This window comes from Limnohabitans sp. TS-CS-82 (assembly GCF_002943475.1).
In genome coordinates, this window is the sequence record NZ_PTQX01000020.1 from 85851 (window position 1) to 103877 (window position 18027).

Below are 18027 nucleotides of genomic sequence, written 5' to 3' on the forward strand. Positions count from 1 at the left end.
TCTCAAGCCGCGCGTTTGGTTTTGGACAGGTCCACACCCAATTGCTTGAGCTTGCGGTAGAGATGCGTGCGCTCCAACCCCGTTTTTTCAGCGACGCGCGTCATCGACCCGCTCTCTTGGTTCAAGTGATACTCAAAGTAAGCGCGTTCAAAGGCATCGCGCGCTTCACGCAAGGGCAATTCCAATTCAAAGCTTTGATGCGTAGGCGGCAGGACCACCGCCTGCGAAACCGTATTCGTTGTTTTAACCCCATCGCTGCCAACTTGATGGGCGACCGGCGCTTTCAAAGTACCGGCAGCGGGCTTACGCAAAAGACCCTGCTCAACCGCCTTCAAGAGCTTTTGAAGCGTGATGGGTTTTTCTAAAAATGCGTGAGCACCAATGCGTGTCGCCTCGACCGCTGTGTCAATGGTGGCATGACCACTCATCATGATCACGGGCATGGTGAGCAACCCCGAACCGGCCCACTCTTTGAGCAAAGTCACACCATCGGTATCAGGCATCCAGATATCGAGCAACACCAAATCGGGCCTCGCCTCTAAGCGCGCGGCGCGGGCTTGTGAGGCATTTTCAGCCACTTGAACCGCGTGACCTTCGTCGTTAAGAATTTCAAACAACAGGTCACGAATACCTAACTCGTCGTCCACCACCAATATGTTTGCCATGTCTGCCCGTGTCTCTTTGCGCTTGAAAAATTATGTGTGTTGCGAATCTGCAACTTGGAATGATAACGACACTTGCGCCCCGACCACCGCACCTTCTGATTCACGGTTCTTCAAATCGATGCGCGCATTGTGTTCATCCGCAATTTTCTTGACCACCGCCAAGCCCAAACCTGTCCCTCGGCTCTTTGTGGTGACATAAGGCTCAAACGCGCGCTTCAAAATTTTCAGAGGAAAACCGGGCCCGTTGTCTCGCACCACCAAGCGCACGCGCCCCGAAGTCGGCACCCATTGCGTGGCAATCGAGACTTGGGGGTGGTCGCTGCTGCCCGTCGCATCTTGCGCGTTCTGCAAGAGGTTGTGCACCACTTGGCGCAATTGCTGCGCGTCGCCTTGAATGAAGGGACACGCTGCATCGAGCTCGGCATACACCGGCACAGCCGCGTTTTCGCTGCCATAGAGCTGCATCACATCTTGCACCAAGGCATTCAAATCTAGCAATTTGAGTTCGGCCACGGGCAGGCGCGCATAGTCGCGGAACTCGTTGACCAAGCGCTTCATCGCATCCACTTGATCGACGATGGTTTTGACGGATTTGTTCAAAATCAAGCGCTCAGGCTCTTCGACTTTGCCTTCGAGCTTCATGGCCAAACGCTCCGCCGACAGCTGAATGGGCGTGAGTGGGTTTTTAATTTCATGCGCCAAGCGACGCGCCACTTCGCCCCATGCCTGCGCACGCTGGGCAGACACGATTTCAGAAATATCGTCAAACACCAGCAAACGGGCGTTGTTAGGCAACACCGCACCACGCGCCAACAACGTGATGTGCTGGCGGTGCTCATCGGTCAACTGCACCGCAGGGCTCATGGCGGTGGCATGCAACTCAAACGATTGCTGCCAGTGGTCCAAGCCGTGCTGGCTGCGTTCCCCCCAAAAACCCTCAAATTCATCTTGCACATGTTTGGCAAACTCAGCCAAGCCCTCAATCTCGCCGAGTACACGCCCCTCCCACGCCGCCAAAGGCACACGCAAGATTCGCGTCGCCCCTGGGTTGGAGGATTGAATAACCCCTTGGTCGCTCAACACAATCACGCCCGCGGTGAGGTTGTCCAAAATAGTTTGCAAATTGGCCCGCGAGGTGTGCACTTGTTGCATGCTTCGATCGACGGCCGCCCGAGCATCTGACAACTGTTGGGTCATATCGGCAAACGAGCGCGTCAATCCGCCCAGTTCATCACGGCCTTGTAATGCGGGTTTGGGGCTCAAATCGCCCGCCGCCACATCACGCACGCCTTCAGCCAACATGAGCAAGGGACGCGCTAGTTGATTGCCCAGCAACACAGCCAGCAGCACCGCACCAAACACCGCCAAAAACAAACTCAAGGTCAAGGTACCGATGTACATGCTGCGCAAGCCATCGCGCCCCAAAGCGCGCTCTTGGTATTCACGGTACGCCGCCTCCACCGCCAAGGCATTGCTGACCAAGGTGGGGGGGATGGCTTTGGTCACTTGCAAAATTCGCACTTCGTCGAGCAAGCCAAGACTGGAGGGCGCGACCGTCACCCAAGCCCGAATACGCGCTTGCGCTGTGCCTTGTGCGTTGGCATCTTCTAAGCCCTCAATCACAGTCACGATGCCCTGCGCTTTGACCTGCTTCATCTGCGCCGAAGACGGTCGCACCGGATTGATCTTGAAGCGCGACTCGCCCGCACTGGCCAAGGCCTGACCGGAGAGGCTCCACAAAATCGCGTCATCGGCGCCCAATTGGTCACGGATGCGATCCATGGCCAGGCCAGCAGAGGCATCGGGTAAATCGCTGATTTGCACGCTGGCGTTGCGGGTTTTTTGTCCCAAGTCATTGGCCAAGGTGTCGAGCGTGGCACGCCCCAAACTCAAGCCCGCATCAAGCGCACCCTCCACCTTCACATCGAACCAACTCTCAATAGAGCGCGACACGAACTGGTACGACACGCTGTAAATCAACAAGCCCGGCAACAGACCCACAAGCGCAAAGGTAGCGGCGATTTTCAAGAGCAAGCGACTGCCGAATTTACCTTGACGCAAACGCAGCACCAAGCGCACCGACAGCCATGCAATGACGCCCATCAATAAAGCGGCGACCACCACATTGAGGCCAAAAAGTTGACGGTAGTTTTGCTCGTAAAGCTGGCGGTTGTCAGTGGCTTGCGTCAACAAAAACAGCAGCACCAAGCCCAAAGCCAGCACCACGGCGGCGCTGATCACCAATAACCAACGGAACTGAAAGCCAGTGAGCTTGACGCTTTTGTCTTGCTGCGTGGTCACCGCCCGGGCTCCAACACCAAGCGCATCGATTTGTTAAGGTTCAAATTCCACTCACTCTGACCTGCAGCGCCAATTTGCAAAGGACGTGGCAGTTGGCTCAAGTCCAACTTAAAACTCACGCTGATATTTTGTTTGGCGTCCATGTCGACATCGGACACTTGTGCCACCGGCCATTGGGCGATACGACGCACGGCGCTCATGGCCTCGTCCACCGTGTCATAACTTTGCGCCAAACTCATGCCCAAACCACCGGCATTGAAAGGCCGTGGTGAGACGTTGACACGCCAACGGCGCGTTAGGGGCATATAAAACAAACGCACATGGCGCTCGGCGTGTGCGACGCGTTTGTCATAAAAATACCAACGCTCACGCGAAATATCGACTTCGGTCACGAAATAAAGCGACACGCCTTTGAGCAAGGCCTCTTCCAAGGGCAGGGGCAGGTCGAAATGCAAGTTAGCCGAGACGGTCACAGCACCATCCACCCGCTCGACTTTGAGCCCTTGCAAATCCACAGGCGTATCAGCCCAAACGCCCCCCGCACTCAATAGGCCGAGGGCCACCAGCACGTACAGACGCAGGTGTTGCACAACCCTCGCCCACAGGCGGTCAAAGGGCTGGCGTTTTTTCCAACAGTGCGTAGTAGAAGCCGTCATGATCACCGGCCAGATTGTCGGTGAGAGTCGGGCTTTGCGTGTTGTTTTGCGGCCTCAAATGCCCCAAAGAAGGCATCAAACGGGCATCGGTGTTGTGTTCAAGAAACGTTTTGAGCTGACCGTCGCCCTCCGCCTTGAAAACCGAACAGGTGCAATACAACAAGCGGCCACCAGGACGCACCATGGGCCACAGCCGTTTCAGCAAATTTTTCTGAATGGCAGCGAGTTGCGCAATGTCAGACTCGCGGCGCAGCCACCGCACGTCGGGGTGGCGACGCACGATGCCCGAGGCCGTACAAGGCGCGTCCAACAAAATGCCGTCAAACACGTCGCCGTCCCACCAGCCCTTGGGCAATGCAGCGTCAGCCGCGATCACGTTCGCGCGCAGACCAAGGCGGGCGAGGTTTTCAGCCACACGCTCGCAGCGTTTGGGATCAATGTCCAAGGCGGTGACTTGCGCATTGGCGGGCAGCATTTCCAGCAGATGTGCGGTTTTGCCACCGGGTGCGGCGCAAGCATCCAACACCCGCATGCCGCCTTTTTGTGCAGACACTAATCCGGTTAACAACAGTTGCGCAGCGCACTGGGCCGCAGCATCTTGGACGGAACACAGGCCTTCGTCAAAACCTGGAATGTCACGCACCGATCGCGCCTGCTCAAGCACCAAACCTTGTTCGCCAACGGCTTGGGCGATCAGCCCTGCTTCATGCCAACGCGCTTGCAACGCATCACGCGTGATGCGCTGTGTGTTGACGCGCAAGGTCATGGGCGCGGCTTGGTTGTTGGCCCTCAAGATATCTTGCCAATGCGTGGGGTGATCGGTCTGCACGCGTTTGATCCACCAAGCGGGGTGATTCCATTGCGCTTGCACGTCGTCGTCGGTGGCGCGCACCAAGGCATCGCGCTCTCGCAAAAAGCGACGCAAACAGGCATTCAAAAAACTGGCGTTGGATTGCAAGGTGCGCGTGTTCTTGGCAGCCTCCACGGCTTGATTCACCAAGGTATGGGGTTCGTAAGGCGCGTGATCAGGGTCCCACGCCAAGGCCAAGGCGGTGCACAACAAGGCATCGGGCAAAGGCGGTGGTGTACGGCTTGCCAATTGCGCGCGCAAAGCTTGCGCGCGGCCCAATTGACGCAGCACTTGAAACAACAGCGCTTGCACGCCGGGTCGCAAAGAGGGCGGCACCGCATCGAGTGCCGCCGTGCCAGAAACACCTCGGCGCACTTGCGCCACGGCTTGCGCGACGGCTTGCAGCTGCTGCCAAAGAGGCACAGATGCGCCTGACGTGTGAGGTGCTTGTGTCATTCGAGAACGCGTCCTGCTTTGTACTTAAAAACTCGGGCCAGCAACACGGCTGGAAACATGGCGATGGCGTCGTTGTAGAGGCGCACCGCTTGGTTGAACCGCTGTAAATCGGGTTGGATGGCAATGCCCAACTCACGCCAATGCTGGGTGAGCTCGGTGGGCACCGACACGTAATAGACATCGGGGTGCGTCAAGGCTTCCCAGGCATCTTGCAAATCTCGGCTGGTCGCTACCAAGGCAACGGCGGACGACGGGTCTAGCGGATGCTCTTGCATGCGCGCCATGGCCATGGCCGACAAGTTGGCCGCGACTTGCAGGCGCGTCCAATGGCTGGCGCCCAACTCTGGCGCCACGGACGTGTGCCAACCGGAAGGCGACGTCACAGCAGCCGTGGTCGCCTCTTGCACCAAGCTTTGGTAGCGCAGCATCAACTCTTCCAACACCGCAAACTGTTTGATGACTTGCGTGCGCAAACCCACCAAACGCTGGTAAGCCCCGACAGCCCAAAACACGAGCACGGCCACCAGAGCCCAAAACCACCACGCTTCTACCATGCTGTCACCTTTGATCGGATTGTCAAAACACAGGTCCACCAACAACAAAGGCCCTTGCGGGCCTTTGTTGAGAGGGTCACTTTACGCTTCTTCGCCAGCGCCGTGATCAACGTGAGTTTCTTCTTCCGAAGACTCTCCAGCCAACTCAGCCGCTTCGGCGTCTGCAATGGCGCGGCGCTCAGCGTCGTCCATCGCATCTTTGACCTTGCGGGCTTTGTGATAAGCCATGCCAGTACCTGCAGGAATCAGGCGACCGACGATGACGTTCTCTTTCAAGCCGCGCAATTCGTCGCGCTTGCCCATGATGGCCGCTTCGGTCAACACACGTGTGGTTTCTTGGAAAGAAGCCGCCGAGATGAACGAGTCGGTGGACAACGAAGCTTTGGTGATACCCAGCAACAAGTTGGTGAAAGTCGCAGGGACCTTGCCATCACGTTGCAACGCTTCGTTGGTGTTGAGGATCTCAGAGCGCTCAACTTGTTCGCCAGCGATGTAGTTGGTGTCACCCACGCTTTCAACCACAACGCGACGCAACATTTGACGCACGATCACTTCAATGTGCTTGTCGTTGATCTTCACGCCTTGCAAACGGTAAACGTCTTGCACTTCGTCGACGATGTAGCGCGCCAACTCTTCCATGCCGAGCAAACGCAAGATGTCTTGTGGGTCGGCTGGGCCGTCCACAACGCTCTCGCCTTTGTTGACCACTTGGCCTTCGTGGACCAAGATGTTCTTCTCTTTAGGAATGAGTTCGTCCCACACTTTGCCTTCTGGGTCGGTGATCTGCAAACGAACCTTGCCTTTGGTTTCTTTACCAAACGACACGGTACCGGTCATCTCAGCCAACATGCCCTTGTCTTTGGGTGAACGTGCTTCGAACAGTTCGGCCACACGTGGCAAACCGCCGGTAATGTCGCGGGTCTTTTGACCTTCAACAGGGATACGTGCCAGCACTTCGCCAGGGCCCACATCCATGCCGTCGCGCACTTGAATCAGCGCACCGATTTGGAAGCCAATCGTCACCGAGTGATCGGTGCCAGGAATCTTGACTTCTTTGCCAGATGCGTCGATCAACTTGACCTGTGGACGCACCACTTTGGTCGAACCGCGACGCTTCGGATCGATCACCACCAAGGTGGACAGACCGGTCACTTCGTCCACTTGCTTCGCAACGGTGAGGCCTTCTTCGACGTTTTCGAATTGGACCTTACCCGCGAATTCAGTGATCACAGGACGTGTCAATGGATCCCAGTTTGCCAAGATCACGCCAGCCTTCAAGGTCTGGTCAGGCTTGACGGACAAGATCGCACCGTAAGGCACTTTGTGACGCTCACGCTCACGGCCGTGTTCGTCGTGAATGATGATCTCGCCAGAGCGAGAAATCACCACCAACTCGCCTTTGCTGTTGGTCACATAACGCATGGCGGCGTTGAAGCCGATCACACCGTTGGACTTGGCTTCCACGCTGGACGCGACGGCCGCACGAGACGCAGCACCACCGATGTGGAACGTACGCATGGTCAGCTGGGTACCGGGTTCACCGATGGACTGCGCAGCGATCACGCCGACAGCTTCACCGTTGTTGACCAAACCACCGCGACCCAAGTCACGGCCGTAGCACATGGCACACAAACCAAAGCGTGTTTCGCAGTTCAAGGCGGTGCGCACTTTGACTTCGTCGACGCCTTCGGCTTCGAGGATGTCGATGTAGTCTTCGTCCAGCATCTCGCCAGCCTTGACCAACACCGCGCGGGTTTCTGGATGCACGACGTCTTCCAACGCAGTACGACCCAAGATACGGTCGCGCAATGACTCAATCACTTCACCGCCTTCGACGATGGCGCGCATGAGTTGGCCGTTTTGTGTACCGCAATCGAGTTCGGTCACCACCAAGTCTTGCGTCACGTCAACCAAACGACGGGTCAAGTAACCCGAGTTCGCTGTCTTCAACGCCGTGTCAGCCAAACCTTTACGTGCACCGTGGGTGGAAATAAAGTACTGCAACACGTTCAGACCTTCACGGAAGTTCGCCGTGATGGGGGTCTCAATGATGGAGCCGTCAGGCTTGGCCATCAAACCACGCATACCGGCCAACTGACGAATCTGAGCGGCAGAACCGCGCGCGCCAGAGTCGGCCATCATGTAGATGGAGTTGAACGACTCTTGCTCGACTTCGTTGCCGTGGCGGTCGATGGTCTTCTCTTTGCGGAGTTGGTCCATCATCACCTTGGACACAGCATCGCCAGCCTTACCCCAGATGTCAACCACCTTGTTGTAACGCTCGCCAGAAGTCACCAAACCGGACACATATTGCTGTTCGATGTCTTTGACTTCTTTTTCAGACGCGCTAATGATGGCGCCTTTTTCTGGCGGCACCAACATGTCGTCAATCGCGATCGAGATACCGGCGAGCGTGGCCAAACGGAAACCGTTTTGCAACAGCTTGTCAGCGAACACAACGGTCTCTTTCAAACCGCACTTGCGGAATGACACGTTGATGAGTTTAGAAATTTCTTTCTTCTTCAACGCTTTGTTGATGTTCGAGAAAGGCAAGCCCTTAGGCAAGATTTCCGACAACAAGGCACGACCCACGGTGGTGTCGACCAAGCTGGTCGATGGGATGAACTCACCGGTTTCTTTGTCTTTGGTCCACTCAGTCAAACGCACGCTGACTTTGGCGGTCAATTCGACCACCTTGGCGTCCAACGCACGTTGCACTTCGCCCAAATTGGAGAAGATCAGGCCTTCACCTTTGCCGTTGATGCGATCGCGGGTGGCGTAGTACAGACCCAACACAACGTCTTGTGAAGGAACGATAGAGGGTTCGCCGTTGGCAGGGAACAAGATGTTGTTCGAGGCCAGCATCAAGGTGCGGGCTTCCATCTGTGCTTCCACAGACAAAGGCACGTGAACGGCCATTTGGTCACCGTCGAAGTCGGCGTTGAACGCTGAACAGACGAGTGGGTGCAACTGAATGGCTTTACCTTCGATCAAGATAGGTTCGAACGCTTGAATGCCCAAGCGGTGCAGCGTAGGCGCACGGTTCAACATCACAGGGTGCTCTTTGATCACCTCTTCCAAGATGTCCCACACCACGGCTGAACCGGATTCGACTTCTTTCTTCGCAGCCTTGATCGTGGTCGCGATGCCCATGGCTTCGAGACGCGAGAAGATGAAGGGCTTGAACAATTCGAGTGCCATCAACTTGGGCAAACCGCACTGGTGCAGTTTCAAAGTTGGGCCCACGGTAATCACAGAACGACCTGAGTAATCGACGCGCTTACCCAACAAGTTTTGACGGAAACGACCACTCTTGCCTTTGATCATGTCGGCCAAAGACTTGAGGGCACGCTTGTTGGCGCCGGTCATGGCCTTGCCGCGACGGCCGTTGTCCAGCAAGCTGTCCACGGCTTCTTGCAACATACGCTTTTCGTTGCGCGCAATGATTTCAGGCGCCTTGAGTTCGAGCAAACGACGCAGGCGGCTGTTACGGTTGATCACGCGACGGTACAAGTCGTTCAAGTCGGAAGTCGCAAAACGACCACCATCCAACGGCACCAATGGGCGCAAGTCAGGTGGCAACACGGGCAAGACGGTCAGCACCATCCACTCGGGCTTAATGCCAGACTTCTTGAACGCTTCCATCAATTTCAAACGCTTGGCGTTTTTCTTGATCTTGATTTCAGAACCGGTCAAGTCGTTGCGCAGCTTCTCGATTTCGATGTCGAGGTCCAAACCTTCGAGCAAATCTTTGATGCCTTCAGCGCCCATCTTGGCGATGAACTCGTCACCGTATTCGATGACTTTAGCGTCGTAGTCGTCTTCGGTCATGATCGCGAATTTCTTCAGCGGGGTCATGCCAGGATCGGTCACCACGTAAGCTTCAAAGTACAACACGCGTTCGATGTCACGCAGCGTCATGTCGAGCACGAGGCCCAAACGTGATGGCAACGACTTCAAGAACCAGATGTGGGCGCAAGGTGCGGCCAAATCGATGTGACCCATGCGCTCACGACGCACTTTAGTCTGTGTGACTTCAACGCCGCACTTCTCGCAAATCACGCCGCGGTGCTTGAGACGCTTGTACTTGCCGCACAAACATTCGTAGTCTTTGATAGGGCCAAAAATCTTGGCGCAAAACAGACCGTCGCGCTCAGGCTTGAAGGTGCGGTAGTTGATGGTTTCTGGCTTTTTCACTTCGCCGAAAGACCATGAACGGATCTTCTCAGGAGAAGCCATGCCGATTTTGATGGCATCGAAATGCTCATCGGGCGTGAACTGCTTGAACAGGTCGAGTAACGATTTCATGTTTTAAATCCTTAATTTGGTTGGAGAGGCTTGATCTGTTTCGGACAGCGCGCGAGCGCTGTCCAAATTCCTATCAGGCGCGGTCCAACTCAATGTCGATACCCAATGAACGAATTTCCTTGACCAACACGTTGAACGATTCGGGCATGCCCGCTTCGATCGAGTGCTCGCCTTTGACGATGCTCTCGTACACCTTGGTACGGCCTTGCACGTCGTCGGACTTGACGGTCAACATTTCTTGCAATGTGTAAGACGCGCCGTAAGCTTCCAACGCCCACACTTCCATCTCACCGAAACGCTGGCCACCGAACTGAGCCTTACCACCCAGCGGCTGCTGTGTGACCAAGCTGTAGGGACCTGTAGAACGTGCGTGCATCTTGTCGTCGACCAAATGGTGGAGCTTCAAGAAGTGCATGTAGCCGATGGTGGTGGGACGCTCGAAAGCTTCGCCAGTACGACCGTCAAACAAGTTCGCTTGCGTGCGTGTGGCCGTCAGACCTTTCGCCTTGGCGATGTCTTCTGGGTAAGCCAGTTTCAACATGGTGCGGATGTCTTCTTCTGCAGCGCCGTCGAACACGGGGGTTGCAAAAGGAACACCGTTGGTCAAGTTGCCGGCCATTTCCAACACTTGCGTGTCAGACAACTGGCTCAGGTCTTCTTTGCGACCGGTCGAGTTGTACAACTCTTCCATGAAGGTGCGCATTTCAGACACTTTGGCTTCGGCTTGCAACATGTTGCCAATGCGCTGACCGATACCTTTACCGGCCCAGCCCAAATGCACTTCCAACACCTGACCCACGTTCATACGTGAAGGAACGCCCAAGGGGTTCAACACGATGTCGCAAGGTGTGCCGTCGGCCATGTAAGGCATGTCTTCGACCGGAACGATCTTAGAAACCACACCCTTGTTACCGTGGCGGCCGGCCATCTTGTCACCAGGCTGCAAGCGACGCTTGACAGCCAAGTAGACCTTGACCATCTTCAACACGCCTGCTGGCAACTCGTCGCCTTGCGTCAACTTCTTGCGCTTCTCTTCGAAGGCCAAGTCAAAGCTGTGGCGGGTTTGTTCCATCGCATTTTTGATGCTTTCCAATTGGCTGGCGACTTCTTCGTCTGCGGGACGAATGTCGAACCAATGGAACTTTTCAACCGATGACATGTAGGCTTTGTCGATGACGCTACCTTTGGCCAACTTGTTCGGGCCGCCGTTCGCAGCTTTGCCGGTCAAGAGTTTTTCGATACGGTCAAACGCGTCAGCTTCCACGATGCGGAGCTGGTCGTTCAAGTCGAGGCGGAAACGCTTGAGTTCGTCATCAATAATTTGCTGAGCACGCTTGTCGCGCACGATGCCTTCACGGGTGAAGACTTGCACGTCGATGACCGTACCTTGCGAACCTTGACTCACGCGCAGAGATGTGTCTTTCACATCGCTGGCTTTTTCGCCGAAGATCGCGCGCAACAGCTTTTCTTCTGGTGTCAGTGTGGTTTCGCCTTTTGGCGTGACCTTGCCGACCAGTGTGTCACCGGGTTGCACTTCTGCACCCACGTAGATGATGCCGGAGTCATCCAAGCGGTTGAGTTGTTGCTCAGCCAAGTTAGGAATGTCGCGTGTGATTTCTTCGGCACCCAACTTGGTGTCGCGTGCCATCACCACGAGTTCTTCGATGTGAATGGAGGTGTAGCGGTCTTCTGCCACCACGCGCTCGCTGATCAAGATCGAGTCTTCGAAGTTGTAACCGTTCCAAGGCATGAAAGCGATCAACATGTTTTGACCGATGGCGATTTCGCCCAAGTCAGTCGATGCGCCGTCAGCAATCACGTCACCCTTGGCAATCTTGTCGCCACGCTTGACGATTGGACGCTGATGGATGTTGGTGTTTTGGTTAGAACGTTGGTACTTGATGAGGTTGTAGATGTCCACGCCCACTTCGCCAGCTTGTGCTTCGGCGTCGTTCACGCGAACCACAACGCGGGTTGCGTCAACGTAATCCACCACACCACCACGAGTCGCTGTCACCACAGTGCCTGAGTCGACCGCAGCGACGCGCTCGATGCCAGTACCGACCATGGGTTTTTCTGGACGCAACACAGGCACGGCTTGACGTGACATGTTGGCACCCATCAACGCGCGGTTCGCGTCATCGTGCTCAAGGAACGGCACCAAAGAGGCCGCCACAGAGACGATCTGCGCAGGCGACACGTCCATGTACTGGATACGCTCAGCGCCGCACAAAATAGATTCGCCATTGGAACGGGCAGACACCAAGTCGCCAATCAGTTGGCCGTCTTTGTCGAGCGTGGCGTTGGCCTGCGCGATGACGTACTTGCCTTCTTCGATGGCGGACAAGTAATCGATGTCCATCGTCACTTTACCTTCGACCACGCGACGGTAAGGTGTTTCGATGAAGCCGTACTCGTTCAAACGCGCGTACAAAGCCAAAGAGTTGATCAAACCAATGTTTGGACCTTCTGGCGTTTCAATAGGGCACACACGACCGTAGTGGGTCACGTGCACGTCACGCACTTCAAAGCCTGCGCGTTCGCGTGTCAAACCGCCTGGGCCCAAGGCAGAGACGCGACGCTTGTGCGTGATCTCGGCCAATGGGTTGGTTTGGTCCATGAACTGCGACAACTGTGATGCGCCGAAAAATTCTTTCAACGCAGCAGAGATAGGCTTGGAGTTGATCAAGTCATGGGGCATGAGCGGCTCTTGCTCGGCTTGGCCCAAACGCTCTTTCACGGCTTTTTCAATACGTGCCAAACCTGTGCGGTATTGGTTTTCGGCCAATTCGCCCACGCAACGCACGCGACGGTTACCCAAGTGGTCGATGTCATCGACTTCGCCACGGCCGTTGCGCAAGTCCACCAAGATTTTGACCACAGACAAGATGTCTTCGTTGGTCAAGACCATGGGGCCTGTGGATTCGTTGATGCCCACTTTGGCGTTGAACTTCATGCGACCCACGCGCGACAAATCGTACGTATCGGGGTTGTAGAACAAGCGCTGGAACAGAGCTTGCACTGCGTCTTCGGTCGGTGGCTCGCCAGGGCGCATCATGCGGTAGATGGCCACGCGTGCAGCGAATTCGTCGACGGTTTCATCGGTGCGCAGAGTTTGCGAGATGAAGGCGCCTTGGTCGAGTTCGTTGGTGTAGATGCATTGCAGATCTTGCACGCCAGCTTCGCGCAATTTCTTGAGCAAGGCTTCGGTCAACTCGTCGTTGGCACGGGCAATCAACTCACCGGTGTCAGCGTCGATGATGTTCTTGGCGATCACACGACCGATCAAGAAGTCTTCAGGCACGCTGACGTGGGTGGTGTTGGACTGCTCCAACTCACGGGTGTGACGTGCGGTCACGCGCTTGTCTTTGGCGACGATGACTTTGCCCGACTTGTCGGTGATGTCAAAGCGCGCCACTTCGCCGCGCAGACGCTCGGCCACAAATTCCATTTGTGCGCCACTGTCCATCAAGCGGAAGTTGTCGTTCACAAAGAAGTTCGCGAGGATGGTTTCTGGTGTCAGGCCAATGGCTTTCAACAGAATGGTGACGGGCATCTTGCGACGACGGTCAACGCGGAAATACAGCAAGTCTTTGGGGTCGAATTCGAAGTCGAGCCATGAACCGCGGTAAGGAATGATGCGGGCGCTGAACAACAATTTGCCAGAGCTGTGGGTCTTGCCCTTGTCGTGTTCAAAGAACACGCCAGGTGAGCGGTGCAACTGAGACACGATCACGCGCTCTGTACCGTTGATGATGAACGAGCCTTTGTCGGTCATCAAAGGCACTTCGCCCATGTAGACCTCTTGCTCTTTCACTTCACGGACCACTTTCGACTGAGGGGTCGATGACTCACGGTCATAAATGATCAATTGAACGCGAGCGCGCACGGCTGACGAAAAAGTCAGGCCACGGGTTTGACATTCGCGCACGTCAAACGCAGGCTTGGCCAAGTTGTACTCGAGATATTTCATCTCGACAAAACCGTTGTGCGACACGATGGGGAATGCAGCTTCAAATGCAGCTTGCAGACCTTCGTTGGTGCGCTTTTTAGGGATAACGTCAGCTTGCAAGAACGCGGTGTACGCGTCTTTTTGCATTTGCAACAAATAAGGAATTTCCAGCACGCTGTCGCGGCTGCCGAAACTCTTGCGGATACGCTTGCGTTCGGTGTATGAATAGGCCATGAGATCTCCGGGCTTGATCTTTCAGAACTGTGAGCTGCATGAGATTACTAAGTCTCATACAACAGGCTTGGCGGCTGGCCTCTACCAGCGTTGGCGGACGGTTGCGCATTGCACGCAACCCGAACCAAGGCATCTTCTGCAGTTGGGGTCAGAAGACACTCAAAAACCGATTTAGTTGAACCTGCTTTTGGGTGTGCTCTGTAAGCACAGAAGGCTGGAGGCCCTTGCGGGACACTCCAGCCTTGTGGGAGAGCCGAATTACTTCAGTTCAACCTTAGCGCCAGCTTCTTCAAGCTTCTTCTTGGCGGCTTCAGCGTCAGCCTTAGACACGCCTTCTTTGACGGCCTTAGGAGCACCGTCCACCACGTCTTTGGCTTCTTTCAAGCCCAGACCGGTGATTTCGCGCACAGCTTTAATCACGGACACTTTATTTGCGCCGGCATCCATCAACATGACGTTGAATTCAGTCTTCTCTTCGGCAGCAGCAGCACCAGCGCCACCAGCAGCAGCGGGAGCAGCCATAGCGGCAGCGCTCACACCAAATTTCTCTTCGATGGCTTTCACCAGTTCGTTGAGTTCCATGACCGTCATGCTGTCCAGCGCGGTCAAAAATGCGTCTTTATCGAATGCCATTTTTATTTCCTAACAATTGGTTAAAACACGAACGCTGGCCTTAAGCGGCAACAGCTTCGCCTTCGCCTTTTTTGGCCGCCAACGCGCCCAGCACAACGGCTGTACGCGACATAGGCGACATCAACAAGCCACACAACTGAGCCAACAAAACTTCTTTCGAAGGGATGCTTGCCAATTGCTTAACGCCTTCAACGTCTAGGACTTTGCCTGCGAATGCACCTGCACGAATGACCAACTTGGTGTTGGTTTTCGCGAAGTCAGCCACCACCTTAGCGGCAGCCACTGCATCCTCAGAGAAGCCATAGATCAACGGGCCGGTCATCTGATCAGCGACAACTTCAAACTGTGTACCAGCCACAGCACGGCGGGCCAAGGTGTTTTTCAACACGCTCAGGCTCACACCAGTGCTACGGGCTTTGGCGCGCAGTTTGGTCATGTCGGCGACCGTGATGCCGCGGTATTCCGCAATCACCAGCGTTTGAGCTTGGGCGGCGAGTGTGGTCACTTCAGAAATGACCGCTTCTTTCTCACTGCGATTCAGACTCAAGGTCTACTCCTTTAAATGTGTCGTCAAGCATTTGCTCTTCAACACGCCACTTTTGCAGCGACCTAACTGTCAGGAAAAAATCCATTTCAGCGGGATCGCCATCTGCGTTGGTCATTTAATTAAGTGAAGTCAAGCTCCACACCAACGGTCTTGGATGGCCTGGTCACAACTCATAGAGGATGACCAGCCCACCACTCTGAGCTGCACCGAAGTGCGGCTCAAATTTTGAACGCTTATTCAGCGTTCGAATTGACAAACGTCGACTTAGGCGCCGAGTGTTTGCACGTCCACGCGCACGCCAACACCCATGGTGGATGAGACGGCCACTTTGCGCAGGTAAACACCTTTGCTGCTGGCTGGCTTGGACTTGTTCAACGCTTCGATCAAAGCTGCCAAGTTACCTTGGAGTTTGTCTGTGTCAAACGAACGGCGACCAATGGTGCCGTGCACGATACCGGCTTTGTCAACGCGGAACTGGACTTGACCAGCCTTGGCATTGCGCACAGCAGTTGCAACGTCAGGCGTCACAGTACCGACTTTGGGGTTAGGCATCAGACCGCGTGGGCCCAAGATTTGACCCAATGTACCCACAACGCGCATCGCGTCAGGCGCAGCGATCACCACGTCAAACGGCATATCGCCAGCTTTGACCATGGCAGCCAAGTCGTCCATACCCACGATGTCAGCACCAGCGGCTTTGGCTTCTTCAGCCTTAGCACCTTGTGCGAATACAGCCACGCGAGCAGTTTTGCCGGTGCCGTTAGGCAACACAACAGCGCCGCGCACGACTTGGTCAGATTTCTTCGCATCGATACCGAGTTGCACAGCAACGTCGATCGACTCGTCGAACTTAGCAGTTGCGCACTCTTTGACGATGCCAAGGGCGTCAGCCAAGGCGTACAACTTGTTGCTGTCCACTTTGCCCACAAAGGCTTTTTGTTTTTTAGTCAACTTAGACATTTACACGCCCTCCACAGTCACGCCCATCGAACGGGCAGAGCCGGCGATGATGCGAACAGCTGCGTCCAAATCAGCGGCATTCAAGTCTTCCATCTTTGTTTTGGCGATTTCTTCGAGCTGAGCGCGCGTGATCTTGCCAACTTTGTCGACGTGAGGACGAGCAGAGCCCTTGTCCAACTTGATAGCTTTCTTGATCAATGTAGTCGCTGGAGGCGTCTTGATCACGAAAGTGAATGATTTGTCTGCAAATGCAGTGATCACCACAGGCAATGGCAGACCTGGCTCGACGCCTTGGGTCTGGGCGTTAAACGCCTTACAAAATTCCATGATGTTCAAACCACGTTGACCCAATGCTGGGCCAATAGGTGGCGATGGATTAGCTTTACCAGCTGGCACTTGCAGCTTGATGAAGCCGACGATTTTTTTCGCCATGCTTTTCTCCTTACGGGTCAAACGCTCACAAAGAGCTTCCCGGGGTTAGCGACTCTTCTCTACAACTTGGCACCGAGTCGGGTAGCGCCAAGCACTCAAATTTGTTAGGTTTTTTCGACCTGGCCGAATTCCAACTCAACGGGCGTGGCGCGACCAAAAATGGTCACAGACACACGAACCTTGCTCTTCTCGTAGTTAACTTCTTCGACAGAGCCATTGAAGTCAGTGAATGGACCGTCTTTGACGCGAACCAACTCACCCACCATGAATTCAACTTTGTGACGCGGCTTATCGACACCATCCTGCATCTGACTGACGATCTTTTGAACTTCAGACTCAGAAATAGGCGCAGGACGGTTCTTAGCACCACCCACAAAACCCGTCACCTTATTGGTGTGCTTGACCAAATGCCATGACTCATCGTCCATGACCATCTCAACGAACACATAACCAGGGAAAAATTTACGCTCAGCGGTACGGCGCTGACCGTTTTTCATTTCCACAACTTCTTCAGTCGGCACCAAGATGCGACCGAACTTGTTTTCCATGCCTGCGCGCGCAATGCTTTCGCGAATATTGCGCTCAACCGCCTTCTCCATACCCGAGTAGGCATGAACCACATACCAACGCAAATCAGGATTGGTCGGGACCGGCACTTCAGCAGCAGGGTTATCGATGATGTCGGTCATTATTTTTTCCAGCCCAAAATCAAGTCGTAAAACACCCACTCAAGGGTCTTGTCGGTCAACCACAAAAACAACGCCATGATCACCACAAAGGCAAACACATACAAAGTCATTTGAGTTGATTCTTTGCGAGTCGGCCAGACGACCTTTTTGACTTCACGCCAAGCATCATTGCCAAAAGCCGACAACTGACGACCAGGCAAAGAAATCGCAAACATGACGACAGCAGCAGCCAAGCCCAACAGCAAAACCAGCCACTGAACAATCACACCCTTGGCAGACAAGCCGTAAAAACCGGCGATAGACGCCACAACCAACACAGCCACCGCAACAAGTTTGGCTTTGTCAGCAGACGTAGAGACGGTTTCAATGTTTGCAGCAGACATGGATCAAGATTTTCCTGTACCGTTTTTACGTTTGTGAAGACACCGAAGCCCGCCGTATTGGCGGGCTTGGCAACCACATCATCCAAGGACTTAGTGGCAGGGGCGGAGGGAATCGAACCCCCATCGACGGTTTTGGAAACCGCTACTTTACCACTAAGCTACGCCCCTAGATTTAACAATTAGGCAATGATCTTAGCAACCACACCAGCACCAACCGTCTTGCCGCCTTCGCGGATAGCGAAGCGCAAGCCTTCTTCCATCGCAATCGGGTGGATCAACTTCACAGTGATCGACACGTTGTCGCCTGGCATCACCATCTCTTTGCCTTCTGGCAACTCGATAGCACCGGTCACGTCAGTCGTACGGAAGTAAAACTGGGGACGGTAGTTGTTGAAGAATGGTGTGTG

14 protein-coding genes, 1 tRNA gene and 1 pseudogene are annotated in these 18027 nt (G+C 54.9%); all 16 read right to left on the reverse strand.

Annotated elements, in window-relative coordinates; genetic code table 11:
• Positions 1 to 2 precede the first annotated feature (2 nt).
• Positions 3 to 665: a response regulator gene (locus C5F52_RS27265; protein WP_104801513.1), complete on the reverse strand. Its 663-nt coding sequence runs from the start codon at positions 663 to 665 to the stop codon at positions 3 to 5.
• 30 nt (positions 666 to 695) lie between these two features.
• Complete coding sequence (locus tag C5F52_RS27270; RefSeq protein WP_201747103.1) at positions 696 to 2966, reverse strand: ATP-binding protein; 2271 nt, start codon at positions 2964 to 2966, stop codon at positions 696 to 698.
• Positions 2963 to 3622, reverse strand: a complete 660-nt coding sequence (locus tag C5F52_RS27275) for a DUF4390 domain-containing protein (RefSeq protein WP_104801514.1) — start codon at positions 3620 to 3622, stop codon at positions 2963 to 2965. Before C5F52_RS27275 ends, C5F52_RS27270 begins: the two co-directional genes overlap by 4 nt.
• A complete protein-coding gene (gene rsmB / locus C5F52_RS27280) occupies positions 3576 to 4928 on the reverse strand; it encodes a 16S rRNA (cytosine(967)-C(5))-methyltransferase RsmB (RefSeq protein ID WP_104801515.1) in 1353 nt (450 codons plus the stop codon). The genes C5F52_RS27275 and rsmB overlap by 47 nt, the downstream gene beginning before the upstream one ends.
• Positions 4925 to 5482 (reverse strand): LemA family protein, encoded by a 558-nt coding sequence (locus C5F52_RS27285; RefSeq protein ID WP_146100178.1) that lies wholly within the window; start codon positions 5480 to 5482, stop codon positions 4925 to 4927. The genes rsmB and C5F52_RS27285 overlap by 4 nt, the downstream gene beginning before the upstream one ends.
• A gap of 81 nt (positions 5483 to 5563) precedes the next feature.
• Positions 5564 to 9790 carry a DNA-directed RNA polymerase subunit beta' gene (rpoC, locus tag C5F52_RS27290; RefSeq protein WP_104801517.1) on the reverse strand — a complete coding sequence of 1409 codons (4227 nt, stop codon included), beginning with the start codon at positions 9788 to 9790 and terminating at the stop codon, positions 5564 to 5566.
• 73 nt (positions 9791 to 9863) lie between these two features.
• Positions 9864 to 13976, reverse strand: a complete 4113-nt coding sequence (rpoB, locus tag C5F52_RS27295) for a DNA-directed RNA polymerase subunit beta (protein WP_104801518.1) — start codon at positions 13974 to 13976, stop codon at positions 9864 to 9866.
• Positions 13977 to 14234: 258 nt separating this feature from the next.
• Complete coding sequence (gene rplL, locus C5F52_RS27300; protein WP_104801519.1) at positions 14235 to 14609, reverse strand: 50S ribosomal protein L7/L12; 375 nt, start codon at positions 14607 to 14609, stop codon at positions 14235 to 14237.
• A 40-nt stretch (positions 14610 to 14649) separates the two neighbouring features.
• The gene (gene rplJ / locus C5F52_RS27305; protein WP_104801520.1) at positions 14650 to 15156 is read right to left on the reverse strand and encodes a 50S ribosomal protein L10; all 507 of its coding nucleotides are present in this window, start codon (positions 15154 to 15156) and stop codon (positions 14650 to 14652) included.
• On the reverse strand, positions 15137 to 15271 hold the full coding sequence (locus C5F52_RS30380) for a hypothetical protein (protein WP_255416404.1): 135 nt from the start codon (positions 15269 to 15271) through the stop codon (positions 15137 to 15139). Before C5F52_RS30380 ends, rplJ begins: the two co-directional genes overlap by 20 nt.
• A 149-nt stretch (positions 15272 to 15420) precedes the next feature.
• A complete protein-coding gene (rplA, locus tag C5F52_RS27310) occupies positions 15421 to 16116 on the reverse strand; it encodes a 50S ribosomal protein L1 (RefSeq protein ID WP_104801521.1) in 696 nt (231 codons plus the stop codon).
• Positions 16117 to 16548 carry a 50S ribosomal protein L11 gene (gene rplK, locus C5F52_RS27315; protein ID WP_100134397.1) on the reverse strand — a complete coding sequence of 144 codons (432 nt, stop codon included), beginning with the start codon at positions 16546 to 16548 and terminating at the stop codon, positions 16117 to 16119. It lies immediately after the preceding gene.
• Between the two features lie 104 nt (positions 16549 to 16652).
• A complete protein-coding gene (nusG, locus tag C5F52_RS27320; RefSeq protein ID WP_104801522.1) occupies positions 16653 to 17237 on the reverse strand; it encodes a transcription termination/antitermination protein NusG in 585 nt (194 codons plus the stop codon).
• Entirely contained in the window at positions 17237 to 17620 is a 384-nt protein-coding gene (gene secE, locus C5F52_RS27325) for a preprotein translocase subunit SecE (protein ID WP_104801523.1), read from the reverse strand. The genes nusG and secE overlap by 1 nt, the downstream gene beginning before the upstream one ends.
• Before the next feature lie 94 nt (positions 17621 to 17714).
• A tRNA-Trp gene (locus C5F52_RS27330) sits at positions 17715 to 17788 on the reverse strand.
• Between the two features lie 11 nt (positions 17789 to 17799).
• Positions 17800 to 18027 (reverse strand): annotated as a pseudogene (gene tuf / locus C5F52_RS27335) (elongation factor Tu); the annotation flags it as partial.